27 protein-coding genes and 1 tRNA gene are annotated in these 23,256 nt (G+C 54.1%); 15 read left to right on the forward strand and 13 right to left on the reverse strand.

Annotated features, from left to right (window positions below):
• Nucleotides 1-74 precede the first annotated feature (74 nt).
• The 3 genes from QBD29_RS01770 to QBD29_RS01780 form a co-directional block, all read right to left on the reverse strand.
• A complete protein-coding gene (locus QBD29_RS01770) occupies nt 75-1,847 on the reverse strand; it encodes a mucoidy inhibitor MuiA family protein (RefSeq protein WP_280099623.1) in 1,773 nt (590 codons plus the stop codon).
• A gap of 18 nt (nt 1,848-1,865) precedes the next feature.
• Nucleotides 1,866-2,231, reverse strand: a complete 366-nt coding sequence (locus tag QBD29_RS01775) for a hypothetical protein (RefSeq protein ID WP_280099624.1) — start codon at nt 2,229-2,231, stop codon at nt 1,866-1,868.
• A 133-nt stretch (nt 2,232-2,364) separates the two neighbouring features.
• Nucleotides 2,365-3,387 (reverse strand): aspartate-semialdehyde dehydrogenase, encoded by a 1,023-nt coding sequence (locus QBD29_RS01780; protein ID WP_280099625.1) that lies wholly within the window; start codon nt 3,385-3,387, stop codon nt 2,365-2,367.
• Between the two features lie 132 nt (nt 3,388-3,519).
• Here QBD29_RS01780 and QBD29_RS01785 point away from each other — a divergent pair, with 132 nt between their 5' ends.
• Both QBD29_RS01785 and QBD29_RS01790 read left to right on the forward strand, forming a co-directional pair.
• Nucleotides 3,520-3,873, forward strand: coding sequence for a hypothetical protein (locus QBD29_RS01785; protein WP_280099626.1), 354 nt, complete (start codon nt 3,520-3,522; stop codon nt 3,871-3,873).
• Nucleotides 3,870-4,256 (forward strand): nuclear transport factor 2 family protein, encoded by a 387-nt coding sequence (locus QBD29_RS01790; protein ID WP_280099627.1) that lies wholly within the window; start codon nt 3,870-3,872, stop codon nt 4,254-4,256. Before QBD29_RS01785 ends, QBD29_RS01790 begins: the two co-directional genes overlap by 4 nt.
• A 359-nt stretch (nt 4,257-4,615) precedes the next feature.
• On the opposite strand, the gene QBD29_RS01795 is transcribed toward QBD29_RS01790, so the two are convergent.
• Nucleotides 4,616-5,431, reverse strand: coding sequence for an SDR family NAD(P)-dependent oxidoreductase (locus QBD29_RS01795; protein WP_280099628.1), 816 nt, complete (start codon nt 5,429-5,431; stop codon nt 4,616-4,618).
• Between the two features lie 121 nt (nt 5,432-5,552).
• Between QBD29_RS01795 and QBD29_RS01800 the strand changes: the two genes are divergently transcribed.
• Nucleotides 5,553-6,572 (forward strand): zinc-binding dehydrogenase, encoded by a 1,020-nt coding sequence (locus QBD29_RS01800; RefSeq protein WP_280099629.1) that lies wholly within the window; start codon nt 5,553-5,555, stop codon nt 6,570-6,572.
• Nucleotides 6,573-6,706: 134 nt separating this feature from the next.
• Here the strand turns inward: QBD29_RS01800 and QBD29_RS01805 are convergent, their stop codons facing one another.
• On the reverse strand, nt 6,707-7,390 hold the full coding sequence (locus tag QBD29_RS01805) for a Hint domain-containing protein (protein WP_280099630.1): 684 nt from the start codon (nt 7,388-7,390) through the stop codon (nt 6,707-6,709).
• 366 nt (nt 7,391-7,756) lie between these two features.
• On the opposite strand from QBD29_RS01805, the gene QBD29_RS01810 reads away from it, so the two are divergent.
• The gene (locus QBD29_RS01810) at nt 7,757-7,993 is read left to right on the forward strand and encodes an Lrp/AsnC ligand binding domain-containing protein (RefSeq protein WP_280099631.1); all 237 of its coding nucleotides are present in this window, start codon (nt 7,757-7,759) and stop codon (nt 7,991-7,993) included.
• A 3-nt stretch (nt 7,994-7,996) separates the two neighbouring features.
• On the opposite strand, the gene QBD29_RS01815 is transcribed toward QBD29_RS01810, so the two are convergent.
• Entirely contained in the window at nt 7,997-8,809 is an 813-nt protein-coding gene (locus QBD29_RS01815; RefSeq protein ID WP_280099632.1) for a thioesterase family protein, read from the reverse strand.
• Nucleotides 8,810-8,857: 48 nt separating this feature from the next.
• Nucleotides 8,858-9,853, reverse strand: coding sequence for an AraC family transcriptional regulator (locus tag QBD29_RS01820; protein ID WP_280099633.1), 996 nt, complete (start codon nt 9,851-9,853; stop codon nt 8,858-8,860).
• Nucleotides 9,854-10,003: 150 nt separating this feature from the next.
• Here QBD29_RS01820 and QBD29_RS01825 point away from each other — a divergent pair, with 150 nt between their 5' ends.
• From QBD29_RS01825 to QBD29_RS01840, 4 genes are read left to right on the forward strand one after another with little or no spacing between them, the layout of a single operon-like run.
• The gene (locus tag QBD29_RS01825) at nt 10,004-10,462 is read left to right on the forward strand and encodes a 2Fe-2S iron-sulfur cluster-binding protein (RefSeq protein ID WP_280101013.1); all 459 of its coding nucleotides are present in this window, start codon (nt 10,004-10,006) and stop codon (nt 10,460-10,462) included.
• Nucleotides 10,463-10,464: 2 nt separating this feature from the next.
• Nucleotides 10,465-12,705: a molybdopterin cofactor-binding domain-containing protein gene (locus QBD29_RS01830; RefSeq protein WP_280099634.1), complete on the forward strand. Its 2,241-nt coding sequence runs from the start codon at nt 10,465-10,467 to the stop codon at nt 12,703-12,705.
• Between the two features lie 8 nt (nt 12,706-12,713).
• Entirely contained in the window at nt 12,714-13,307 is a 594-nt protein-coding gene (locus QBD29_RS01835) for a hypothetical protein (protein WP_280099635.1), read from the forward strand.
• Nucleotides 13,308-13,312: 5 nt separating this feature from the next.
• Nucleotides 13,313-13,657 (forward strand): hypothetical protein, encoded by a 345-nt coding sequence (locus tag QBD29_RS01840; protein ID WP_280099636.1) that lies wholly within the window; start codon nt 13,313-13,315, stop codon nt 13,655-13,657.
• Here the strand turns inward: QBD29_RS01840 and QBD29_RS01845 are convergent.
• Nucleotides 13,648-14,043: a thermonuclease family protein gene (locus QBD29_RS01845; RefSeq protein ID WP_280099637.1), complete on the reverse strand. Its 396-nt coding sequence runs from the start codon at nt 14,041-14,043 to the stop codon at nt 13,648-13,650. The two genes, QBD29_RS01840 and QBD29_RS01845, sit on opposite strands and share 10 nt — an antisense overlap.
• A 167-nt stretch (nt 14,044-14,210) precedes the next feature.
• Nucleotides 14,211-14,285, reverse strand: a tRNA-Thr gene (locus QBD29_RS01850).
• 121 nt (nt 14,286-14,406) lie between these two features.
• Between QBD29_RS01850 and QBD29_RS01855 the strand changes: the two genes are divergently transcribed.
• The 7 genes from QBD29_RS01855 to QBD29_RS01885 are packed head-to-tail and all read left to right on the forward strand — an operon-like array spanning nt 14,407 to nt 19,867.
• Nucleotides 14,407-14,532 (forward strand): hypothetical protein, encoded by a 126-nt coding sequence (locus tag QBD29_RS01855; protein WP_280099638.1) that lies wholly within the window; start codon nt 14,407-14,409, stop codon nt 14,530-14,532.
• Between the two features lie 12 nt (nt 14,533-14,544).
• On the forward strand, nt 14,545-15,810 hold the full coding sequence (gene murA, locus QBD29_RS01860) for a UDP-N-acetylglucosamine 1-carboxyvinyltransferase (protein ID WP_280099639.1): 1,266 nt from the start codon (nt 14,545-14,547) through the stop codon (nt 15,808-15,810).
• On the forward strand, nt 15,810-16,289 hold the full coding sequence (locus QBD29_RS01865) for a DUF2948 family protein (RefSeq protein ID WP_280099640.1): 480 nt from the start codon (nt 15,810-15,812) through the stop codon (nt 16,287-16,289). The genes murA and QBD29_RS01865 overlap by 1 nt, the downstream gene beginning before the upstream one ends.
• Nucleotides 16,290-16,332: 43 nt before the next feature.
• Nucleotides 16,333-17,643 (forward strand): histidinol dehydrogenase, encoded by a 1,311-nt coding sequence (hisD, locus tag QBD29_RS01870; RefSeq protein WP_280099641.1) that lies wholly within the window; start codon nt 16,333-16,335, stop codon nt 17,641-17,643.
• Nucleotides 17,644-17,651: 8 nt separating this feature from the next.
• Nucleotides 17,652-18,131 (forward strand): UPF0262 family protein, encoded by a 480-nt coding sequence (locus QBD29_RS01875; protein ID WP_280101014.1) that lies wholly within the window; start codon nt 17,652-17,654, stop codon nt 18,129-18,131.
• Between the two features lies 1 nt (nt 18,132).
• Nucleotides 18,133-18,585, forward strand: coding sequence for a low molecular weight phosphatase family protein (locus QBD29_RS01880; protein ID WP_280099642.1), 453 nt, complete (start codon nt 18,133-18,135; stop codon nt 18,583-18,585).
• Nucleotides 18,586-18,598: 13 nt separating this feature from the next.
• Nucleotides 18,599-19,867, forward strand: coding sequence for a flavin-dependent oxidoreductase (locus tag QBD29_RS01885; protein ID WP_280099643.1), 1,269 nt, complete (start codon nt 18,599-18,601; stop codon nt 19,865-19,867).
• A 21-nt stretch (nt 19,868-19,888) separates the two neighbouring features.
• Here QBD29_RS01885 and QBD29_RS01890 read toward each other — a convergent pair whose 3' ends face one another.
• The 4 genes from QBD29_RS01890 to QBD29_RS01905 form a co-directional block, all read right to left on the reverse strand.
• Nucleotides 19,889-20,683: a helix-turn-helix domain-containing protein gene (locus tag QBD29_RS01890; protein WP_280099644.1), complete on the reverse strand. Its 795-nt coding sequence runs from the start codon at nt 20,681-20,683 to the stop codon at nt 19,889-19,891.
• Entirely contained in the window at nt 20,673-20,795 is a 123-nt protein-coding gene (locus QBD29_RS01895; RefSeq protein WP_280099645.1) for a hypothetical protein, read from the reverse strand. Before QBD29_RS01895 ends, QBD29_RS01890 begins: the two co-directional genes overlap by 11 nt.
• A gap of 310 nt (nt 20,796-21,105) precedes the next feature.
• Entirely contained in the window at nt 21,106-22,212 is a 1,107-nt protein-coding gene (gene leuB / locus QBD29_RS01900) for a 3-isopropylmalate dehydrogenase (RefSeq protein WP_280099646.1), read from the reverse strand.
• 97 nt (nt 22,213-22,309) lie between these two features.
• A complete protein-coding gene (locus QBD29_RS01905; protein WP_280099647.1) occupies nt 22,310-23,188 on the reverse strand; it encodes a LysR family transcriptional regulator in 879 nt (292 codons plus the stop codon).
• Nucleotides 23,189-23,256 lie beyond the last annotated feature (68 nt).

The following is a 23,256-nucleotide window of genomic DNA, read 5'->3' on the forward strand; positions in this document are numbered from 1 at the left end:
TGGAAAAAGGTAAATTTACCGCGTAATGTATTGTAATTACGCGGTAAAAATTTTGTTTTTTTAGGTTGGGTAGACTATTTTTGCACCGGTACCTGACCAGATGGCCATTTCATTTGATAGCCAAAGTTGACGATTTCGGTGTCGCCTGCGCCCAAATTCAAGTCCCAAACCAGAACACCTCGCTTGCCTTTGCGGTTTTCATCGCTGGGGCGTGGGCTGGCATCCATGCGGATCACGAGGTCTTCGTTTTCGGATGTGGGGATTACGTCGAGCAGTTTGACGGGCATGTCATAGCTGAGCGATGAGATCAGAGTTGTGCGGAATGACCGATTGATTTCGGACTTTGATGTGATGAAGCCACTGTCGCCTTCTTCGACGGACAGTATGTCGCGTTTCAGCTGGATGCCATAGAGCGGGCCAAGGCCAACTGGTTCGTCCTGATTGGGCACGAGTTGCGGGAGGTATGTATCGCCAATCAAAGTGCCATCGCGGTGCAGACTGACAGGACCAGAGAGCAGCACGCCCCCTGTTTCATTCTTCAGATCGGTATAGAGGAATGGGTTTTCATCCTGTGCGGCGTTGGCCATGGCATAGAGATCGAGGTCAAACGTCAGCGTGTCGATGTTGAAAGACGTGGATTCTGTTTTCCAGTCTACCGCGTTGGTTCCAAGGTTGAACAAAAGCGTTTGGCCCGAGAAGGATACGCCAATCGCGGATTCCTCTTGGGTTTCGATGACAGGTTCTGCAAGGGCATCACCCATCACGCGGCGGTTGGCTTCGTAGCTGGCGCCGCTGATAGATTTGGTTTTGCGCAGACGGGCTTCATCCACCAACGTGCGCAGATCGGATTGCGGAATGCGTGTGCCGATCTGATCTGCCAGATTGGCCGTGGACAATGTGACGTTCACATTTGCCCAATCATCGAGCGGTTTTTCGCCTTGGTTGCCGACAAAGATATTCGCCTTGCGGTGCAATTGAAGCACGCCTGTGTCGCCGTCTTGGTCCAGTTCAGCAACATAGTAAGGTTGCCAGCTGGCGGTTTCGAGATTGTCGAATTCAATGGTGACGGATTGGGGCGAGGCGACGTCGATGTCTGTGGTGATTTGGATCAGTTCCACATGCGATTCAGGCTGTACCGAAGCGAGAGTTTCGCGGGCTTCGGTTACGGCTTTTCGCAGGGCTTTACGCTGTGGTTCCATCGCCAAAAGATTGGTTTTGGCCTGTGCAAGTGCGAGGGATGCTTGTTTTGTAGTGTCCCCAAGGGCCTGAGCCACGGCAAGGATTTGTTCTGCGTTCAAGCCCGCATCGGGAGTTCCGAACCCAGTTTCGGCAGTGACCTGAAGCAACTGCAATTGTGTTTGCGCGGCGGTTAAGTCCGCCTGTTTCGCTTCATAGTCCTGTTCAAAGGATCGCTGTTTGGCGATTGCGGCTTCTAGGGCTGCTTGTGCGGAGAGCTCTTCGGCGGACGGTGGGCGAATTACGGGAGTGGCAAAGTCTGTACCCGCGGCCTGTGAAATGATGCGCACGGCATTTGTGTCACCAAACCGCGTGTCGAGTACAGATTTGCCCCAGTTTTGTCGTGGCAGATGCACGATTACGGTGTGCCGCCCTGCGGGGAGTTCCACATCCGCAGAATAGGTGACGACACCGCCTGCCCCTGTAATGAGCGCGGCGGTCACGTTTGTGTCGGGTTCAAACGTGTCTGCGAAAGCGGGCAAAGCGGTGGTGATCATAAGACCAGCGAGGAGAGTGCGCATCGTAAATCCAATCTGTTGTACTGCAAACAAAGTAAGCCGTGCGAGCAGCGTACCGCAACACACGCAATATTTCAGACGCACGTCATCCATGAGTCCTTGGAAAATAATTTATTTATTGTTGAGTGTGCCGATGACCACGCACCAATCCAGGCGTTTGTTGTCTTGTGTACATTTTGCCAGTGCTTTGGTGGTGGCAAGGAATTTCACCTTGGCGTGGGATGCTGCGTAGAGTTTTGAATTGCGATCAATGTCAAAGCAATCGGCGGCGGCCTGTTCTGATGTGATGGTGGTGACATAGGCGGTGTATTGTGTTTCATCCGCCGCCCAGCGTTCCAAGATGTTTCGGGTTTTCGTGCAGATGTTTTTCGGCACTTCGAGTAAGAGCCCGCCGCCACTGTGCCCATCGGCAAAGATAGGTGTGGCGCACAAGAGAGAAGCCGCTATGGCAGCGACGCTGAGTGGTTTGAGAGTCATGGATTTTCCCCTGAAGTCATTTTCCAAATATCGAAACATGCTGCTCTAAATTGTCAGCTTGGAAGAATGGTAGCAAAGGGAAAGAGTCGTGGCAAATTTTAGGGGCGCACTGGATGCACGCCCCTAAATGGAATTAGCCTTTTTTCAGGACACGACGGCCCAGAAGTTCTGCGATTTGGACGGCGTTTAGAGCCGCACCTTTGCGCAGGTTGTCGGACACGCACCACAGGTTGATGCCGTTGTCGATTGTGACGTCTTGGCGAATGCGCGAAACATATGTGGCGAAATCGCCGACGCATTCTTTGGGGGTCATGTAACCACCGTCTTCGCGTTTATCGACAACCATGATGCCCGGTGCTTCGCGCAGGATATCGCGGGCTTCGTCTTCATCAAGGAAATCTTCGAATTCGATGTTGATGGATTCAGAGTGGCCCACCATCACAGGGACGCGCACACAGGTTGCGGTGACTTTGATAGACGTGTCGACGATTTTTTTCGTTTCGGCGACCATTTTCCATTCTTCTTTGGTGTCGCCAGAATCCATAAACACATCAATATGCGGGATCACGTTGAATGCGATGTCTTTTGTATAGATGCCTGGTTCGACTTCTTGGCCTGGTACGAAGGTGCCTTTGGTTTGCAGCCACAGCTCGTCCATGCCGCCTTTGCCAGAGCCAGAAACGGACTGGTAGGTGGACACAACAACGCGTTTGATTTTGGCGCGGTCGTGCAGCGGCTTGAGGGCTACAACCATTTGCGCAGTGGAGCAGTTCGGGTTCGCGATGATGTTCTTTTTGGAATAATCCATGATCGCGTCTGGATTACATTCTGGAACGATCAGCGGAACGTCAGGGTCGTAGCGATACAAAGAAGAGTTATCAATCACCACACAGCCAGCCGCCGCCGCGATTGGCGCGTATTGTTTGGTGGCTTCGGATCCAACTGCGAAAAGCGCCATATCCCAACCCGTGAAATCGAAAGTGTCCAAGTCTTCCGTTTTCAGTGTCGTCTCGCCAAAGCTGCATTCCGTACCCTTGCTCTTGCGCGATGCAAGCGCTGCAATTTCGTCTACGGGAAACTGGCGTTCTGCCAGAATGTTCAGCATTTCGCGGCCCACATTGCCTGTGGCGCCTACGACAACAACACGGTAGCCCATGTTAGGTTCTCCTAGAATTTGGTTTTGGACATGTCCTTATTGGACGTCGGCCATGTAGCGTGGTTTACGGATAAGTGAAATGCCTTTGGCATGATTTATTGTTAACAAGGGCGTCAAAAGGAGTGATTTGCGATGAAATTAGGTGTTTTGGCAACGATTGGCGTGGTTTTTGCGGGGGCAGCCTTTGCTGATTCTGCGGTTGTGACGGATGTGGATGCGCGAAAATCGGGGGAAACGTGGACGTTTTCGGTGACGATCAAACATGCTGATACGGGCTGGGAGCATTATGCCGATGGATGGGGTGTGTATTTGGAAGATGGCACGGAGCTGGGGTATCGGGTGCTGCATCATCCTCATGTGAATGAGCAGCCTTTCACGCGGTCTTTGAGTGGGGTGAAGGTGCCAGCAGGGGTAAAGCAGGTGGTGATTGTGCCCCGTGACAGCAAGCACGGTGTTGGCGAAGGGGTTTCGGTGGCTTTAAAGTGACGCGCGACCTGTTAACTGAAATCGTTTTCTATGAAACGGAAGTTTGGCAAGCCCTTGTGTCGGGTGAAGCCGAGCGGGATGCGGCCTTGTTATCTGACGCATTCCTTGGTGTTTACGCTGATGGGTTTGCGACAAAAGCTGATCATGTGGGGCAGTTGTCTGATGGTCCAACGATTTTAACGTTTTCAATAGATGATGCCCGTGTGATGGCAGTAGGGGCCGATCACGCGCTGTTAAGTTACTGCGCAACATTTACGCGTGTGGGGCGCGACGCATCGGACGCGATGTATGTGAGTTCCTTGTGGCGCCGACAAGACGAGCGATGGATCAATGTGTTTAGCCAAGACACGGCTGCGGACAGGTCAGCACCGATTCAATTATAGGTAAATTGCGCTTATTTGAGGCACTACTCTTAATTCAAAATAAGGGTGATTAGGGCATGTTTCCGTAACGTTAGGCTGGGCAAAACGGACCGAATCACGCCAGAGGCTTGCATGTATCTGTCGCAATGCCCACGTGGGTGACGATAGGGAAACGCACGTCGTGAGCTGCCGCTGTTTAGACGTGTAAGAGTATGGGGTACTGATATGACGCTTGTGATTGCTGCAACGTTTACGATGGGTTTGATCGCTGGTTTTGTTTTGCTGGCACTGATGTTGGCATTCTACGGATAGAGCGCCGCGTTTCACCGAATTCTGAAATTTGGAACAGGCCATCTGTGTGATGGCCTGTTTGTGCTGTCTTACATGGCTGCGCCAAACAGGTTGCCACCTGTAATAACATGAATACCTCCGTCGAGCGGCAGGATTGCACCCGTAACATAGGCCCCTGCTGGGGAACACAGGAACAGCGACGCGCCTTGGATATCGGAGGGTTTGCCGATACGGCCCAGCGGGACATCGCCGCCGACGGCTTTGGCTTGTTCTTCTTTGGCGGTGGCAAAGGCTGTCATTTTGGATTGGAAGGGGCCGGGGGCCAGTGCGTTTACGGTGACGCGGTGCCCTGCCAGTTCTTTGCCGAGAATTGCGGTGAGGTGATGTACGGCGGCCTTGGACGCGGAGTAGCTGTAGGCGCCATCAGCCAGCGGGTGTTTGCCCATGACAGAGCCGAGATTCAGCACGCGTGCAGGGTCTTCATCCGTTGCGGTTTTGATCAGGATTGGCAGAAGCTGTTGAGTAAGGTGGGCAAGGCCCGCCACATTCACGTTCATGACCTTTTCCCAAGCGGAATGTGGAAATTGGCCGAGCGGTGCGCCCCAGCTGATACCTGCGTTGTTCACAAGGATATGGAGGTCGTCGGTGCGGTTGTTGACCTCGGCGACGATGGCGTCAATGCCGTCTTCGCTCCCGACATCACCTGAAAAGGCTTCGACGCTGCCTGATGGGTTTGTGGCGTTGATCTGGGCTGCCGTGTCTTCCACTTGATGCAGTTTGCGCGAGCAGATGATGACGCGGGCGCCTGCGTGGGCAAAACCATGGGCCATCATGGCACCAATACCCGAGCCGCCCCCCGTGATAAGCGCCGTTTTGCCAGAAAGACCGAAAAGTTCGTTGAGCATGCTGTGTTCCTTTGTGCCGTAGCGGATTTGTTGACAGTTTAGGACGTGCGCTATTCTGATGCCAAGCAAATAGCCGCAAGACTGCGCGTTGGACGCGGCGTCACATGAAAAGGACCAAGCCATGAGCGATCTGCCAAACGAGACATTTTCCGTTATTCAAAAACTGGATGGGTATTCTGGCCGATCCGAAGGCCCTGTGATTGAGGACGCGGCGGAGTATCTGAAGGATGGGATGTTGCCGATGCCAACACCGGGCAAAGGGCAGGTGTTGATCAAGCTGCGCATGGCGTCGGTGAACCCGTCCGATCTGCATTTCATTAAAGGTGAATATGGCCAGCCACGGGAGCAGGGGAAGGCCGCTGGATTTGAAGGCTGCGGTGATGTTGTGGCCGCGGGTGAAGGTGCCGAGCATTTGGTGGGACAGCGCGTGGCGTTTGTAACCACAGGGGCGTGGTCGGAGTATTGTGTGACTATGGCGATGATGTGCATTCCGCTGCACCCCTCTGTGAAGGACGAGGACGGCGCAGCGCAGATCGTGAACCCGCTGACGGCTGTGGGTATGGTCGATATCGCCGAAAAGAATGGCGATTGTTTTGTGATGTCGGCTGCGGCGAGCCAGCTTGGGAAACTGATGCTTGGATTGGCCAAGGATAAGGGGTTAAAGACGATCTGTTTGGTGCGCCGTAAAGATGCAGCTGATGCGTTGATGGCGCTGGGCGCGACAGTTGCTTTGGACGTGACAGCGGATGATTTTGATGCGCAATTCGCGGCGGCGTCCCGTGAGCATAAACCACGGGTTTTCCTCGATGCGGTGACGGATGCGATTTCGGAGCGGGTGTTCACGATGATGCCGAACCGCGCGCGCTGGGTGAGTTATGGGAAGCTGAACCCAGAGCTGTTTCCGATGACGCAGATGGGGCAGTTGATTTTCCAATCCAAAGTGATCGAAGGCTTTTGGCTGACACCGTGGATGCAGGCCAATGGGGCCGAGATGCCACGGTTTGCCAAAGAGGTGCAGACGCGGTTTGCAGACGGCACGTGGAAAACAGATGTGGCGACTTATCTGCCGCTGCGGGATGTGGTGTCTGGATTGGCTGCGGCAACGCAGATCAAAGACGGCAAGATCATGATTACACCGTGAAGGGGTGATCACCATTAACAGCGGGTTAACCTAGACGCGTCTTCTATGACGCGTCGTAGTTAACGATTTGGTAATTTGTGCAGAAGTCTGTCCGAGCGTTCGAAGGGATTGCTCGTTGTTTCAGCGCATGCAGATTAAACCGCTTCGGCCATACCGTTCATTTTGTTGAACAACACGCGGGATTCCTTTTGATCCAGGGTCATGCGCGCGGTTTCCGTATGCAGGATTTGTGAAACGTCAAAATCATTTGCCATGATCCAAGACCGTGGATGTTCTTGGGTTTGTTTGGGTACATCACCAAGGAATAGACTTTCTGTCCAAGCGCCAGCGGAGCCGATTAGCTCATGACGGTCGAGCAGCAGTTGAAAGTATTGTGGAGGGCGTTTGCGGGCATCTTCGTAAATGCCAAGGTGGCCGACGCAGCTGCGGGCAGGCGCAAGCACATCTGGCGTGCCAAAAATCATGTCCGCAAAGATTGATGTGAGGAATACGCGGTGCATGCCGCAGAACCGTAATTCGGTGTCATTGCCAATGCTGTCTTTGGGAAACACGATGGGCCGCAGTTCGGGTTGGCGGATCATGTCCCAGCGGGACACGGTATAACTGCCAATACCGCGCAGGGGCACAAATTCAGCATCCTTGGTCATGACAAAATCGCCAGGCTGTAGAAACTCTACGGGCAATTCGCCCTTGTCCGTTGTGATCGGCGTGCCTGCCAGAATGCTCGAAACGCTTTGCGGTCGCCCAGTTAGGTCCGCGTCGGCGGATTGACGGATGGCGGGGTCATAAACGGGGGTGTTTTCCACCGTAAGGGGCATTGAATGATCTAAGGACATTGGCAGCACTCATAAAGCTAGGGACACTTTTTATTAAAAATAACTTTACCCATTGAAGGGGCCGAAATGAGGCAAAACACCCCGAAAATCGCCCTTAAACGGGGCAAGTTTGAGGCATTGTTTCCGCCGTTAGGACAATGATCCCCATATGAGATCGCGCGTCTGTTTTTTGGCATCAGTGCAAAAGGGACTGGCGATCACTTTTCGGTGATTCCTAGCGCGTTAATGATACGTCACAGTGCGCGCGAGCCTCGTTTCATTCTATCCGCAGTGTGTTTCTGCTTGTCATTGACCTTCTTCTTATTTGGGTAGACCATACCGAAAAGGCGTTTGACGAAGGGTCCTGCAATGAACACTGTTTTTATCCAAATCCGATGCAAGCCTGGCAAGACCTATGCCGTTGCGGATGAAATTGCGTTGCGTGAAACCTATGCTGAATTGCATTCCACCAGCGGTGATTATGATCTGCTGCTCAAGCTGTATATTCCAGAGGGCGAAGATACAGGGCGATATATCAATGATTACATCCTTGATATCGATGGGATTGAACGCACCCACACAATTATGACGTTTAAGGCGTTTTAAACCTTATTGCCGATACCAAACCAGTTGTGTGCCAGAGGCGAGGATTTTGCCGTCTGTGCTGAACAACTGCATAGTTTGATCGTGGAATTGGTTGTGCATGCGGTTGGCATCCACCACGCCGAGCAAATGGCTTTCTCCTTGTCGGGCCAGATCGTCTGGTGTGGCGAGGAAATGTGTGGTGAGCGTGACCGTTCCCATCGGTTCCATCGTGCCGCGAATTTGGATCAGGCGTAGAAAGAAGCAATCTGCCAGCGCCGCCAGCGACAGATAATCGAGCGGACGGCGCGGGGCATCGGCGAGCCAAACCCGTGTTTGGCTGTCCCCCAATGTTTCGCGTGGTGTGCCGAGCCCTTCGGGGCCGCCGTTTACAAAGCGGTAATCGTATCGGTTGGTCCATTGGAGCGGAATGATATTGCCCATCGGCGTGATGTCTTGGGCTGGGGGCACGTCTGGCATGGGCGCGGGTTGGTGGCTGAACGTTTCAGACCGATTGCCCATCACGACGGACGACGTGGCGATGATCGTGTCGCCTTGGGTCAGTTCGGTGGACCAGTGTTGGATGTATTTTCCTGCCCGTTGCAATTTCGTTGTGATGCGAAATGCGCCTGCACCGAGCCCTGTGCAAAAATTGACGGTTTGGGACACGGGTGTGCCCGCACCGCGGCTGTCTGACAGGACGCTGTTCAGTAGGGTTGCCGCCACGATGCCACCATATGCGCCGACCATGTTGGCGTAATCGGGGCTCGATTGCCCAGACCATTCGCCCGGTGCGGTTTCAGTGAGGGCAATGGCGGTGTCGAAAACAAGATCAGTCATGGCACGACTATGCGTGCGGGGCCATCGTAAGGAAACTGTGACGTTTCGTCAGGGCTGTGTGACGCGGGCTTGCGCGGGGGTCATACCTGTCCAGTTTTGAAAGGCACGGTAGAACGAGTTTGGATCGCGGTAGGCCAGCAAGTAACTGACTTCCTCCACGCTCATGTCGTGTTTGCGCAGATAGTGGAGCGAGAGATCAGACCGCGTGGTATCTAGCACCATCTGATAGGTGGTTCCTTCGGCTGCGAGTTGACGTTGCAACGTCCGCTTTGAGATATGCAAGCGCTGGCAGGCGTCATCCGCCGTGTGTTTCCCGCTGGGCAGCATTTTGTGCAACGTGGCGCGCAAGCGATCAGTGGTTGGCGTGTCTTTTTCGTGGATCGCGAGCTTTCGTGTCAGGTCTTTTTCGTAATAGGCCCACAACAGATCATTTTCTGTAACGAGGGGCAGATCCGCAACAGCGGAGTCAAAGGTCACAGAGACTTTGATACCGTGTTCCACTGGTGTGCCAATAAAGGATTCAATCTTGGCAATGCCGTCTACGGTATGGGGCAGTGTGGCGTGCCGTGGCGTGATGGTTTCACCCGTCGTGGTGCGCAGCAGTTCCACGAAAAACACAATATCCATCGCGCCGACCAATGGGGGCAGTGGTAGTGTTGGCAGCGACGATTCCATTGTCACAGTATAGGTTTCAGCCGTGCGCGTTGTTGTCAGTTTGAATGGCCCCGCGAGGGGTTTAAACACAGCGATCCGATCAAATCCTTCGGCGACCGTGTGCGAACAGGTGAAGGCAAGGATAATTGGGCCTGAATTCCCATTGGCCAACGCCTTTCCCAAAAGGATCGGCAGATCGTCGCCCGTGTATTCTTTGGCTGAAGCATCCCAAAGGGCAAACATCTGTTCCGGAGAAACACCCGGATCATCGGTATCGAAATAATCCGCAGGCAGGCCAGAGCGGCGCAGGATGTTTTGCGGCGATACGCCAAGCGAGGCGCACATGTGCTGCATCTCGTTTGCGATGTAATATTTGGTACGGGGTTGCATGGCCTGATTTTACGAAATGCGGTGCGAAAGAGAATGGGCTTCACGGGTGTTGGCGCGATTTGTTAGTGTTTTGGCGCGATTTGCAAGTTTCCTTTTGTGGGTGGTTCGGTATCTTGAAGCCACGCCACACCGCAGATGGAGGATTTTGTGATGAAGCTAACCGTGAACGGAACCGAGCACACGCTTGATGTTGAACCCGAGATGCCGCTGTTGTGGGCGCTGCGCGACGAGCTCAAGATCACAGGGCCGAAATACGGATGTGGCATTGCCCAGTGCGGCGCTTGTACGGTGCATGTGGACGGCACTGCGGTGCGATCCTGTTCCATCAATGTGGGCGATGTAGACGGGGAAATCACAACCATCGAAGGATTGGGCACACCCGCCGCGATGCACGCGGTTCAAGAAGCGTGGGTCGAACATCAGGTGGCGCAATGTGGGTACTGTCAGGCTGGGCAGATCATGCAAGCCGCATCCTTCCTCGATTTTAACAGCGAGCCGACGGATGCCGATATTGACGCGGCCATGTCCGCGAACCTGTGTCGGTGCGGGACCTATCCGCGCATTCGCGCCGCCGTTAAATCCGCAGCCAAAAAACTGAACGAGGCATAATCATGGGCAAGTTGAGAACAATTGGTCGTCGTGCATTTTTAATTGGGTCTGCTGCCGTTGTGGGTGGCGTGGCCTTTGGCGTTTATGCGGTGAACAGCCCGAATGCGAACCCGAACCTAGCTGATCTGGGGGATGGGGAAGCGAGTTTTAACCCGTGGGTGCGGATTGATGGGGAGACCATCACACTGATCACGCCGCATGGGGACAAAGGGCAGGGTGTTGTCTCTTCCCAGGCGGCCTTGATCGCGGAGGAGATGGATCTGGAGCTGGGGCAGTTTGAAACCAGTTTTGGCAAACCTGATGCGGCTTATTGGAACACAGCGATGGGGGGAGAATTGGCCCCGTTTGCAGCCACGGATCAGTCTGCAACAGCGGAAACTATGCGGTCTATGATGGGCGGTTTGACGAAACTGATCGGGCTGCAAGGCACGGGTGGATCGACCACCATTCCTGACAGTTTCGACAAGCTGCGCAAAGCGGGTGCAGTGGCGCGTGAGACCCTGAAACTGGCCGCATCACAACGCACGGGCGTGCCTGTTGATCAGCTAAAGACGAAAGCGGCGGCGGTTATTTTGCCAGATGGTACGTCGATCAAATATACGGATTTGGCGGCGGAAGCGGCAACGCTTGATCCAGTGATGGATGTAACGCTGCGCGACCCAAGCGAATGGCGGTTGATCGGGAAGCCGATGCAGCGGTTGGATATTGTGGGCAAGTCCACGGGCACGCTGCCTTACGGCATTGATATTGAAGTGGACGGCATGGTTTATGCCGCCGTGCGCACCAACCCGCGCCAGGGTGGATCGATCGAAGGGTACGATGCGACCGAAGCGAAAAAGATGCGGGGAGTGTCCAATGTTCTGGACATCACGGGTGGTGTGGCTGTTGTCGCCGACAATACTTGGCGGGCGTTTCAAGCGGTGGATGCGATTGATGTCACATGGGGTAAGGCCCCCTATCCAGCGGAGCAGACAGATCATTGGGCGGCATTGGCCGAAAGTTTTGGGCCAGAAAAGCTGGATCGTGAATGGCGCAATGACGGTGATGTTGAAACCAAGATTGGCGGCGAGGATGTGATTGAGGCGGAGTATCGTTCCCCTTACGTGGCGCATGCGCCGCTCGAACCGCTCAACGCCATTATTCGCGTGACGGATGACGCGGTTGAGGTGTGGACAGGCCACCAAGTTCAGCGTCAGTTGCAGCTGATTGTGGGTGGTGTCACGGGGCATGCGCAGGATCAGGTGATTTTGCACAACCAATATATGGGCGGCAGTTTTGGCCATCGGTTGGAGTTTGAGCACATCAAACAGGCCGCCGAGATCGCAAACCAGATGCGCGGCACGCCTGTAAAACTAACATACAGCCGCGAAGAGGATTTCGCACATGACTTCCCACGCCATATTGCGATGGGGCGGGCGAAGGGCTCGGTTGCGGACGGAAAAGTTGTGGCACTTGATCTGAATATTGCGGCACCCTCGGTGATTTCTTCGCAGATGGGGCGGGCGAATATTCCAGCGGCGGGGCCTGATTCACAGATTGCGGCGGGGTCTTGGAACAATCCTTACGGCATTCCAAACTTCCGCATGTGTGCATTTCGCGCCGCAGAGCTCGCGCCGACGTCTTCTTGGCGGTCCGTCGGAGCGCCAGCGGCTGGCTTTTTCTTTGACACATTTCTTGATGAATTGATCCATCAGGCGGGCGCTGATCCGATGGAGGAGCGCATTCGTTTGATGGCCGACCCTGTGTCTCGCAAAGTGCTGGAAGCGGTTGCTGAAATGTCCTCTTGGGGCGGGGAGTTGGGGCCGAACAAGGGCCGCGGCGTTGCCTTTGTTGAGAGTTTCGGTGTGCCGACCGCAGAGGTTATTGAAGTGACCAACACCGACGCTGGCATCAAGATTGATAAGGTTTGGGTGGCTGCGGATGTGGGCACCGTGGTGGACCCGATCAACTTTGAAAACCTCGTGCAAGGTGGCGTTGTCTATGGTCTTGGCCATGCGATGAACTGTGAGATCACCTATGCTGATGGGATGGCGGAGCAGGAAAATTATCACGCGCATGAGGCGATGCGGTTGTACCAATGCCCAGATATCACGGTGAAGGGGTTGGAAAATCAGGCGCAAATTCGTGGGATTGGCGAACCGCCTGTGCCGCCTGCGGCCCCTGCGCTGGGCAATGCGATTTTTGCGGCCACAGGGCAGCGGTTGCGTGAAATGCCTTTCAACAAATTCATCGATTTTGTTTGAGGTTGGGCATGAAAATTAAAGCAATTCTTGCCGCTCTTTTGATGGCTGCGCCTGTCGCGCAGGCCGAAGAGATTGATATTGTTGTGCCTGAAAATGTGTCAGAGGCGCAGGGTCTTGAGGCATGGGCGCGGATGTATGAGGTGGTGTCGCACCCCCGTTGTGCGAACTGTCATGTGGGCGAGAGCGATCGGCCCATGTGGTCTGGCCCGACCTATGGCAAGGCGCGACCCCATGGCATGAACATTCGCGCAGGGGAGAGCCGTATTGGGGTGGAAACGTTGTTATGTTCTACCTGTCATGTGGGCACTGCTTCGGACGAACCGCATACGCCCCCAGGGGTTGATGGTGACTGGCGGTTGGCTCCACCCGAGGCGGCATGGTTTGGCAAAGGTTCTGCCGAGATTTGCGCGCAACTGCGCAATCCAGAGACCAACGGTGGGCGCACATTCGAAGAAATCGCCAGCCATTTGGGCCATGATGTGGTATTGCACTGGGCGTGGAAGCCCGGCGGTGGCCGAGAGCCAGCACCCTATTCGGTGCAAGAACATGCCAATGACGTTTTGCTGTGGGGCGCGGCCAATATGCCCTGCCCAGAGGAGTAAGAGATATGGAACAATCCCAAAGCCCGTTTCGTTTGGCAGCATTGGTTCTGCTGGTATCGGCGGTATTGCACATCGTGGTCATCGCTGTGTCTGGCGGTGGATTTTTGGTGCCGATGATCGTCGGCGCGGTTATGTGGTTTGTCATCGGTGCAGGCCTGCAACGGGGCATGCGCTGGCTGGCACACATCGCGTTTCTGCTGGCCATGATCGGCGGCGTTTACGCGATGGGGGCTGGCATGGGGCAGACGGGGCTGACACGTATGGCGCTGTTTGGCATCATGGCTGCGGATTGGATCGCGGCGGTAATGCTGTTTGGGGCGCTGTGGAAAGCGCCGCAGGCTCAACAATAACCATAATAGCCGTTAGAGAAGCTGCAGTATTCTTCAGCGTGACCGGCATCGAGGATCATTGGTGCGATGTCTTTGCCACCGAGATAGCAGGTGGCCACAGTGCGTTTGTATTTGTCGACCACGACAAGATCGCAGTTTAGGCGTTTGCCTTTGATGAGATTGGTGACAAATGCGCGCGCGGCTTTCCCCTTGGGCGTGTCGCGTTCGGCAGCGTCAATGCCCCAGATGCGAATGGCCCAGCGGTGTTCTGACATTTTGAACGTGTCCCCATCGCTGACCCATGTGACGCGACCTGAAAAAGTTTGGTTTTCGATAACGGTTGGGGCGATAAAGGCCGTGATTATCAGGATGATGGGGAGGTTTAGGAAGAAGGACAGGACGTTCATGCTGATTGGATACGAGTGCGAACCGTGTGGCGCAAGAGGTGTGGGCTCTTGATTTTTGTTCCAAACATCTGTCGGGCAGCGCTCAGACGCTCTCAGAGTTTCTGCGAAACACCTGCCGCTATGCGAAGTTGGGTGGATGACGCGAGCAAGTTTGGCGACTTGCTCTGTGGTGCTGCCGGGGAGATTTGAACTCCCGACCTCTCCCTTACCAAGGGAGTGCTCTACCCCTGAGCTACGGCAGCGTCCTAGAATGGCGCGGTTTTAGCGGAAATGCGTGCATATGCAAGCGTAAACTAGACGTTCTGGCAAGTGTGATGTACAGACGTCTGCATGGGCAAGACGCAAGCAGATAAGGGGGCTCAGATGTCCCCAAAAGAAAAGAAAGCCGCTGAACGGGCGGAACGGTTGCGCAAGCAATTGCGTGAGAATTTGCAACGTCGAAAACAACAAACACGCGGACGCATCAGCGACGCGGATAAAGAGACTTAAAGGGCAGCGCGTATGGACAGCATTATCGTTAAGGGGAATGGCCCCGTGAATGGGCAAATTCCAATTGCGGGGGCGAAAAACGCGTGTTTGACGTTGATGCCTGCCACGTTGTTGTCCGAGGAGCCGTTGACGCTGACCAATGCGCCGCGGTTGTCTGATATCAAAACGATGGCGGAATTGTTGGCCTCGCTTGGCACGGAAGTGGCGGGTTTGCAGGATGGTACGGTTCAGGCGCTGGGCACGAAAGAGATTACCAACCACGTGGCGCATTACGATATTGTTCGTAAAATGCGGGCGTCGAACCTTGTTCTGGGGCCAATGTTGGCGCGGATGGGCCATGCGGTTGTGTCCTTGCCAGGGGGCTGTGCCATCGGGGCGCGGCCGATGGATATTCACACCGATGCGCTGGAAAAAATGGGCGCGACGATTGAGTTGAAGGACGGGTATCTGCACGCCAAGACATCTGGTGGGTTGAAAGGAGCCGTTGTGCCATTGCGGTTTGCGTCTGTTGGGGCGACCGAGAATATTTTGATGGCGGCGACCTTGGCCAAAGGCACGACTGTGATCGAGAATGCGGCCAAAGAGCCAGAGATTGTGGATTTGGCGGAATGTCTGCGCAAGATGGGTGCGCAGATCGAAGGCGAAGGCACAAGCCGCATTGAAATTCAGGGTGTAGACCGATTGCATGGTGCGACGCATCCTGTTGTGACGGATCGCATTGAGCTTGGAACTTATATGCTGGCCCCTGCCATTGCAGGGGGTGAGGTCGAACTGCTTGGTGGGCGGCGCAATCTTTTGGATGCGTTTTGTGACAAGCTGGAAGAGGCTGACATTTCTGTCACTGAAACCGCCACGGGTTTGAAGGTAAAGAACAAGGGCTCACGGGTTAAAGCGGTGAATGTTAAAACCGAGATTTTCCCTGGCTTTCCGACCGATTTGCAAGCGCAGATGATGGCGTTGTTGTGTACGGCAGAAGGTACGTCTGTGTTGGAAGAAACCATCTTTGAAAACCGATTCATGCACGCGCCAGAACTGACGCGCATGGGTGCGAATATTGAGGTTTCTGGTGGCACAGCCACGGTGCATGGTGTGGATCAGTTGAAGGGCGCGCCTGTGATGGCGACTGACCTGCGGGCGTCTGTTTCGATGATCCTCGCGGGCCTTGCCGCAGAAGGCGAAACGATTGTCAGCCGTGTCTATCACCTTGATCGTGGATACGAAAAAGTTGTGCGCAAATTCAGCGGCATCGGCGCACACATAGAACGGGTTTCTGACTGATGGTTGATGATGCACGTTTTGAAGATGGAGCCGAGAAACCGCTGCGCCTAAAGGCACAAGATTCCGAAGATTTGGTGGCGATTTCTGCGGTGCTGCAAGATGCGGTTTTGCCAGTATCCGAAATGCAGTTTCAAGCAGGCGAGCAGCGGTTTGGACTGCTGGCCAATCGGTTTCGTTGGGAAGACGTCGATGCTGCGGCGGCGTCAAAACGGGCTGTGGAACGCGTGCAAGCGGTTGTTGTGTTTGATAGTGTGTTGAAGGTGCGGTCTTCGGGGCTGGACCTGAAAGACAAAGAGCAGGTGATTTCTGTGCTGTCCATGACGTTTGAAGCAGGCGAGGATGGAGCGGGTACGGTTGTGCTGACACTGGCTGGTGATGGTGCAATTGCGCTCGATGTAGAATGTGTGGAGGTGACGTTGGCCGATGTGACGCGGCCTTATATCGCGCCGTCTGGTAAGGTTCCTTCGCATCCTGCTTGAGCCTGTGCCTGTGCGCGGGTAAGACCGTGGCAGGAGACACCACATGCCGATTTTTCTGAACAGTTCTGATTCTGATTTTGCCGCTGCATTCGAGGGCTTGCTTCATATGAAGCGGGAGTCTGACGCGGATGTGGATGCTGTTGTGGCGGACATCCTTGCGGATGTTCGGGACCGTGGCGATGCGGCAGTGATTGAGCTGACGGCGAAGTTTGATCAGCTGGACCTGACAGCAGACACGTTGGCGTTTACCCGCGAAGAGATTGATGCGGCGATTGAAACAGTTCCGAGCGCAGAGCGGGACGCGTTGGAGTTGGCGGCGGATCGTATTCGGGCCTATCACGAACGGCAAGTTCCAGAAGATGCTTGGTGGACAGATGACAGCGGCGCACAGCTTGGGTGGCGTTGGACCCCTGTTGAGGCGGCGGGCCTGTATGTGCCAGGTGGGCTGGCGAGTTACCCGTCGAGCGTATTGATGAATGCGATACCTGCCAGCGTGGCAGGGGTGGAAAATCTGGTCATTTGTGCGCCGACCCCGCGCGGAGAGGTGAACCCTTTGGTGTTACTGGCGGCACGATTGTCGGGTGTAGAAACAGTTTACCGTATCGGCGGGGCGCAAGCAGTGGGCGCGATGGCCTATGGCACGCAGACGATTGCCAAGGTGGATAAGATTACAGGGCCAGGCAATGCGTTTGTGGCGGCGGCGAAACGGCGGGTGTATGGGACCGTGGGCATTGATATGATTGCGGGTCCGTCCGAGATTTTGGTGATCGCGGATAAAGATAACAATCCTGATTGGATCGCGATGGATTTGCTGAGCCAAGCGGAACACGATGAAAGTGCGCAGTCGATTTTGATCACGGATGATGCGGCATTTGGCGAAGCGGTTGTGGCGTCTGTTGAGGCCGCGCTCGAAACGCTGGAGCGGCGCGATATTGCGCGGGCAAGCTGGCGGGATTTCGGGGCTGTGGTTTTGGTTAAGGATTTGGACGAGGCCGCCGCGCTGTCGGATCGGATTGCACCTGAACATCTGGAGTTATGTGTTGCGGACGCCGAGGCCTATTCCAAGAAAATCCGCCATGCGGGTGCGATTTTCATTGGGGCGTGGACGCCCGAAGCGATTGGTGATTACATCGGTGGACCAAACCATGTGTTGCCAACGGCGCGGTCGGCGCGGTTCTCTTCTGGGCTTAATGTGCTCGATTTTATGAAGCGAACGACATTGGCACAAATGACGCCAGCGGCATTGCGGGCGATTGGGCCGGCGGCGGAAACGTTGGCAAAGTCAGAAAGTTTGCAGGCCCATGGCCTGTCGGTTCGAGCGCGACTCGAGCAATTAAATGAAGGTACTGAGTGATGGCTGAGATGTCGAAACTGATCCATGTTGAACTGGACGATCGTGGTTTACCCGCCCCCACACCAGAAGTGGAGCGGGAGCGTAAAGTGGCGTTGTTCGATCTGATGGAAGAAAACGTGTTCGGTCTGGTTCAGCGAGGGGATAAACCTGTGCCAGAGGGGCCGTATCGGTTGATGTTGTCGATCAAGGATCGCCGTGTGGTCTGTGATGTGCGCACCGAAGATGGATCGCCCGCATCGGAATTTCATCTGTCTGTGTCACCGTTGAAGCAGGTGATTAAGGATTACTTTCAAATTTGCGAAAGCTATTTTGATGCAGTGAAAAAGCTGCCTCCCGCCCAAATCGAGGCGATTGATATGGGGCGGCGCGGCATTCACGATGAAGGTTCGCGCCAGTTGTTGGAGCGGCTGGACGGTAAGATCGAAACAGACATGCCGACCGCGCGACGACTGTTCACCTTGATCTGCGTTTTGCACATGCGCGGATGATATGAGCGAGCTGTTTCAACCCCAATCGGTCCTGTTTGCCTGTGACCACAACTCGATTCGGTCGCCGATGGCCGAAGGGTTGTTAAAGCAGCATGTGGGCACGTCGATTTTTGTGCAATCGGCGGGGGTGAAAGGGGACATGGAAATCGATGGATTTGCGATCAATGTCTGCCGCGAAGTGGGCGTGGAATTGTCCCGCCATCGCACGCGATCTTTTGATGATCTGATGGAATGGGGTGATGATCTGGACAGCTATGACCTGATCGTGGCCTTGTCCCCCGCAGCGCAACGCCGCGCACTGGAATACACGCGGTTTTATTCGCTTGAGGTGGAGTATTGGCAAACAATGGACCCCAGCGGATTTGGCGATAATCGTGAAGCAAAGCTGAACCAGTATCGTTTGGTGCGCGATCAGATTGCCCATCAGATTCAACAACGTTTTACGGCGGTTTAAACAGGAAAGACACATGACGGTATTGATTGCAGGTGGGGGCATCGCGGGATTGGCGTTGGGTCTGACCTGCCATCAAATTGGTGTGCCGTTCAAAGTGTTCGAAGCCGTGCCCGAGATCAAACCACTGGGCGTGGGTATCAATTTGCAGCCCACTGCGGTGCGCGAATTGTATGATTTGGGGCTGGAACACGCTTTGCCCAAGATTGGGGTCAAGACCCGCGATTATGGAATGTATTCGAAATCCGGTCGGCAAGTTTGGCTGGAGCCGCGGGGCACCTGGGCGGGATATAACTGGCCGCAATATTCAGTGCATCGAGGCGAATTACACATGATGTTGCACCGCACGCTGATTGAACGGGCGGGAGCGGAATGTGTGGAAACAGGTTGGTCGGTACAACGGTTTGAAAACACAGCAGATGGGGCGGTGTTGCATCTGACACATCGGGATGCTTCCCAAAAACAGGCAGAGGGTGCGGTGGCCATTGGGGCGGATGGAATCCATTCAGCCATTCGCAAACAGATGCAACCAGATCAGGGTGAACCGCATTGGGCAGGGCATGTTTTGTGGCGCGGCACAACACAAGCCAAGCCGTTCAAAAGCGGCGCGTCGATGGTGATGATCGGAAACAATGATGTACGGTTTGTGTCTTATCCCATTAGTGCAGCAGATCCAAAAACAGGTTTGGCCACAATCAATTGGATTGCGGAGTTGAAGTTTGTTCCCGGGGATGCAGGGGAGCGCGGAGACTGGAACCTGAAGGCGAACTTGGATGATTTTCTGCCCCAAATGGCGGCCTTACAAGCGGAATGGATTGACATCCCCGCGCTGATTAAGGGCGCGAAAGCAGTGTATGAATACCCAATGGTGGATCGCGATCCGATTGAAACATGGACCGATGGACATGTGACGCTGATGGGAGATGCGGCGCATGCGGCCTATCCCGTTGGATCAAATGGTGCTGGTTCTGCAATTATTGATGCGCGGCAGTTGGGCGTGGCGTTTCTGGATCACGGGGTGAATGCAGCGGCCTTGCAGGCCTATGAAGCAAAGATGTTACCGCCGGCATCCAAAGTGGTTTTGATGAACCGTGGGTCGGGGCCAGATTCGATTTTAGGTGTGGTCGAAGAACGCTGCGGCGGGGTGTTCGACGACATCGAAGATGTGATCCCCAAAGCAGAGCTGGCTGCCCATGCGGCCAAATATAAGGCGGCCGCAGGGTTTGGTATTGCCGAAACAAATGCTGCCCCACAGACCATAGCGACGGGTGCAAAAGTGCGCTGACCGTTGTGTCATGTTTTATGACTAAATTTCGGCTATCCAAAACCGAAGAGTCATAAAACTCTCATTTCTTGAAATAACTTGGTTTTCTTTTGTTGGATTAAGCACACTAACCACTATAGGTCTTCCATTGAATAGAGGATCAATCAATGGACCATGAGAAACAAACAATCCTTTCGTTGCGATATTGGAAGCTGGAGCCAATTCCGCTTCAAGCCAACTTGGGAAAGTAATTTCCTCAAAAATTTTGACTAAAACAGTCTCTCCAGCTGGAATCACAACCTCTTTCTCAGATTCAATAAATTCACGCTCGCCATTTTCATCTATTCTTGCGATGCCGTGGGCTCTCGTATCGTAACTTGAAACCTCCAAAAAGTCTGGGTCGAAATTGGTGATTTCGACTTCTTCAGATTTCCCTCTAAACTCGTAGGAGCCGCTTGGATTGTTGCCAAACACTTCTAAGATGTCATCATGACGTAATTGCCGGACCCGTTTCCCCAGAAAATCTTCGTTCTTTTTCTTCCCCAAAAGACGTTCCATAAAAAATTGATGGGTATTTTGGGAACCTGCTTCCAATTCGTTAAACACTGCAAGAAGAACATCGGATTTGACACCAAGTGGACCAGCAATTTTTTCGGCCAACTTTTCTGATAAAGAACGACTACCAGATTCAATTCTACTCAGATATGATTGACTAATGTCGCACTTGAACGCCAATTGCGCCTGCGTCAGACGTTTTTGATGCATCAAGTCGCTCATTATTTCGCGAAATGAAGTCGCTGCTTTTGCCGTGTTTTGCTGTGAAGAATCAACCGACATAAATCACTCCGTATACAGTTGCAAAAATCGTACACACCGCTGCCGTGAAAATGACGCCCTTGAAAATCCGATCCGGAATGGAACGGGGACGCTCGTTTTTATTCATATTCATTTTAAGCCTCCAAGCTAGATGGTTATGCTCGCCTCGCTTGGTGCGCTCTACTTGGCGCTTGTCATAGATATATGACTATAATTTGATATCTGTCAACAATCATGACAATTCTCTTTTGACTGTTTCCGTGATGAAAACTGGCAATTTCCTTAGTAAACTTTGATATTTTATATGTGTAGTGAGAACGAAATAGGAACTACACAATATGTAGGTCGTCTGTCTAGAGAAATTTTTGTCATAAATATTTACAAAATTCATAAAAGGGGAAGCTATGCCCCCCTTTTGCTTTGAAAGATTGTGTCAGGAAAAATTACAGGCTGGATTGCAGCTCTGCGATGATGGCGTCTGTCATTTCTGAAGTAGAGACAGGTTTGCCGCCATCCGCTTGCATCAGATCGCCTGTGCGAATGCCTTTGGCGAGCACTTTTTCGATAGCGGATTCCAGACGCGTGGCTTCTTCGCCTTGGTCAAAGGAGTAGCGCAGCGCCATGGCGAGAGACAGGATACAGGCGCAGGGGTTGGCTTTGCCTTGGCCCATGATATCTGGGGCGGAGCCGTGGACGGGTTCGTACATCGCCTTCGGGCGGCCGTTTTCCATCGGCGCGCCGAGTGAAGCAGACGGCAACATACCAAGTGAGCCTGTGAGCATCGCCGCACAATCAGACAGGATATCGCCAAACAGGTTGTCCGTGAGGATCACGTCGAATTGTTTCGGGGCGCGGACCAGCTGCATCGCGCCGTTGTCGGCGTACATGTGGGACAGTTCCACATCGGCGTAATCAGCTTCGTGAACGGCCGTCACCACTTCGCGCCAGAGGATGCCGCTTTCCATGACGTTGGCTTTTTCCATGGAGCAGACTTTGTTGTTGCGCTTGCGGGCCAGTTCGAATGCGGAACGGGCCACGCGGTCGATTTCTGCTTCGGTGTAGCGCTGAGTGTTGATGCCAACGCGTTGGCCGTCTTCTTCAAAGATGCCGCGCGGTTCGCCGAAGTAAGAACCAGATGTCAGTTCGCGCACGATCATGATGTCGAGGCCAGAGATCAGCTCTGGTTTCAGAGATGAGAAATCGGACAAGGCGTCAAAACACTGGGCAGGGCGCAGGTTCGCAAACAGATCCATTTCCTTGCGCAACCGCAACAGGCCGCGTTCTGGTTTGACTGAGAAATCCAAATCGTCGTATTTCGGGCCACCTACAGCGCCGAGCAGAACTGCGTCGACCTCTTGTGCTTTGGCCATGGTGCTGTCGGCTAAAGGTGTGCCGTGTGCATCGTAGGCTGCGCCACCGACGAGGTCTTCGGACACGTCAAATTTCATGTCACGTTTATCGCCGAACCATTCGATGACGCGCTGTACTTCGGTCATGACCTCTTGGCCGATTCCGTCCCCTGGCAAGATCAACATTGATGGAGTGTTCATGGTCCCGTGTCCTTTTCAAAAATATCCACCGTGTCCTAAGTCGCGCGGGTCATAGGGTCAAGCGATCTGCGTTTCAATGTTCCCCAAATACTTAAAATCACAACCGTGCGGGCAAATGATCCGCCAGAAAGTCAAACACGCGGCGGACGCGGGCGGAGGTGCGCAATTCTGTGTGGGCGGCGAGCCAGACAGGGAGAGAGGGGAGCTTGAGTTCTGGCATGACCTCGATCAGGTTATATCGCTCCGCTTGGCGGCGTTGGGATGCGCCGATGCCGACGCCTGCGCGGATGGCCTCCAAATAGGCGACTTGGTTGTCGATGCGAAAGGCGAAATCTTCGCGTTTGGCCTGCATGCCAAATTCCGCCATGCCGCGAATGATCAGATCGGATTTGTCGTAACCCAAAACAATGTGGTCAGCGAAGTCTTCGAGACCTTTGGGTGTTCCCTTGCGATCCAGATAGGGTTGCGCGGTGAACAGGCCGATTTCGATCTCGCCAAGTTTGCGGGCGATCAAGTCTTGTTGGTCAGGTTGGACCATGCGCACGGCGATGTCGGCTTCGCGCATGGACAGGTTTTCGCTGGAATTGGTGGCGACCAGTTCGATTTGTAATTCGGGTTCTTGGTCCAGCAGCTCTGCCAAGAGTTCGGGCAGAATGTATGTGGCGACAATTTCGGATGCGGTGACGCGGACTGTGCCGCGTAGCTCCTCGGCTTGGCCTTCGGTGATCAGGCTGATTTTTGCGGCCGCCGCTTGCATAGTGCGTGCGTGATCCACCAGCGCAGTGCCCGTTGGCGTAAGGGTATAGCCAGAGGTGGCCCGTTGAAACAGCACCGCGCCCAGCTGGGTTTGCAGCTGTTCAATGTGGCGCCCAATGGTGGGCTGACTGCGCCCTATTGCACGCGCCGCGGCGGAGTAGCTGCCCGTTTCGGCCACGGACAGAAAGCTTTGCAGAAGGGTCCAATCGAAAGTTTGCATGTTTACTTTATACATTTTTGTATAGTCAAAATGCAAGTTATGGGAATTTCTATACAAAATTGGATTGA

Origin of the sequence: Amylibacter sp. IMCC11727, assembly GCF_029854195.1 — a bacterium.
In the GTDB taxonomy this organism is placed as follows: domain Bacteria; phylum Pseudomonadota; class Alphaproteobacteria; order Rhodobacterales; family Rhodobacteraceae; genus Amylibacter.

What these genes read in the sequence shown, in the direction of transcription:
- QBD29_RS01770 (WP_280099623.1), bottom strand. Translation starts at nt 1,847, where the DNA reads ATGGATGACGTGCGTCTGAAATATTGCGTGTGTTGCGGTACGCTGCTC.
- QBD29_RS01775 (WP_280099624.1), bottom strand. Translation starts at nt 2,231, where the DNA reads ATGACTCTCAAACCACTCAGCGTCGCTGCCATAGCGGCTTCTCTCTTG.
- QBD29_RS01780 (WP_280099625.1), bottom strand. Translation starts at nt 3,387, where the DNA reads ATGGGCTACCGTGTTGTTGTCGTAGGCGCCACAGGCAATGTGGGCCGC.
- QBD29_RS01785 (WP_280099626.1), top strand. Translation starts at nt 3,520, where the DNA reads ATGAAATTAGGTGTTTTGGCAACGATTGGCGTGGTTTTTGCGGGGGCA.
- QBD29_RS01795 (WP_280099628.1), bottom strand. Translation starts at nt 5,431, where the DNA reads ATGCTCAACGAACTTTTCGGTCTTTCTGGCAAAACGGCGCTTATCACG.
- QBD29_RS01800 (WP_280099629.1), top strand. Translation starts at nt 5,553, where the DNA reads ATGAGCGATCTGCCAAACGAGACATTTTCCGTTATTCAAAAACTGGAT.
- QBD29_RS01805 (WP_280099630.1), bottom strand. Translation starts at nt 7,390, where the DNA reads ATGCCCCTTACGGTGGAAAACACCCCCGTTTATGACCCCGCCATCCGT.
- QBD29_RS01810 (WP_280099631.1), top strand. Translation starts at nt 7,757, where the DNA reads ATGAACACTGTTTTTATCCAAATCCGATGCAAGCCTGGCAAGACCTAT.
- QBD29_RS01815 (WP_280099632.1), bottom strand. Translation starts at nt 8,809, where the DNA reads ATGACTGATCTTGTTTTCGACACCGCCATTGCCCTCACTGAAACCGCA.
- QBD29_RS01820 (WP_280099633.1), bottom strand. Translation starts at nt 9,853, where the DNA reads ATGCAACCCCGTACCAAATATTACATCGCAAACGAGATGCAGCACATG.
- QBD29_RS01825 (WP_280101013.1), top strand. Translation starts at nt 10,004, where the DNA reads ATGAAGCTAACCGTGAACGGAACCGAGCACACGCTTGATGTTGAACCC.
- QBD29_RS01830 (WP_280099634.1), top strand. Translation starts at nt 10,465, where the DNA reads ATGGGCAAGTTGAGAACAATTGGTCGTCGTGCATTTTTAATTGGGTCT.
- QBD29_RS01835 (WP_280099635.1), top strand. Translation starts at nt 12,714, where the DNA reads ATGAAAATTAAAGCAATTCTTGCCGCTCTTTTGATGGCTGCGCCTGTC.
- QBD29_RS01840 (WP_280099636.1), top strand. Translation starts at nt 13,313, where the DNA reads ATGGAACAATCCCAAAGCCCGTTTCGTTTGGCAGCATTGGTTCTGCTG.
- QBD29_RS01845 (WP_280099637.1), bottom strand. Translation starts at nt 14,043, where the DNA reads ATGAACGTCCTGTCCTTCTTCCTAAACCTCCCCATCATCCTGATAATC.
- QBD29_RS01855 (WP_280099638.1), top strand. Translation starts at nt 14,407, where the DNA reads ATGTCCCCAAAAGAAAAGAAAGCCGCTGAACGGGCGGAACGGTTGCGC.
- murA (WP_280099639.1), top strand. Translation starts at nt 14,545, where the DNA reads ATGGACAGCATTATCGTTAAGGGGAATGGCCCCGTGAATGGGCAAATT.
- QBD29_RS01865 (WP_280099640.1), top strand. Translation starts at nt 15,810, where the DNA reads ATGGTTGATGATGCACGTTTTGAAGATGGAGCCGAGAAACCGCTGCGC.
- hisD (WP_280099641.1), top strand. Translation starts at nt 16,333, where the DNA reads ATGCCGATTTTTCTGAACAGTTCTGATTCTGATTTTGCCGCTGCATTC.
- QBD29_RS01875 (WP_280101014.1), top strand. Translation starts at nt 17,652, where the DNA reads ATGTCGAAACTGATCCATGTTGAACTGGACGATCGTGGTTTACCCGCC.
- QBD29_RS01880 (WP_280099642.1), top strand. Translation starts at nt 18,133, where the DNA reads ATGAGCGAGCTGTTTCAACCCCAATCGGTCCTGTTTGCCTGTGACCAC.
- QBD29_RS01885 (WP_280099643.1), top strand. Translation starts at nt 18,599, where the DNA reads ATGACGGTATTGATTGCAGGTGGGGGCATCGCGGGATTGGCGTTGGGT.
- QBD29_RS01890 (WP_280099644.1), bottom strand. Translation starts at nt 20,683, where the DNA reads ATGTCGGTTGATTCTTCACAGCAAAACACGGCAAAAGCAGCGACTTCA.
- QBD29_RS01895 (WP_280099645.1), bottom strand. Translation starts at nt 20,795, where the DNA reads ATGAATATGAATAAAAACGAGCGTCCCCGTTCCATTCCGGATCGGATT.
- leuB (WP_280099646.1), bottom strand. Translation starts at nt 22,212, where the DNA reads ATGAACACTCCATCAATGTTGATCTTGCCAGGGGACGGAATCGGCCAA.
- QBD29_RS01905 (WP_280099647.1), bottom strand. Translation starts at nt 23,188, where the DNA reads ATGCAAACTTTCGATTGGACCCTTCTGCAAAGCTTTCTGTCCGTGGCC.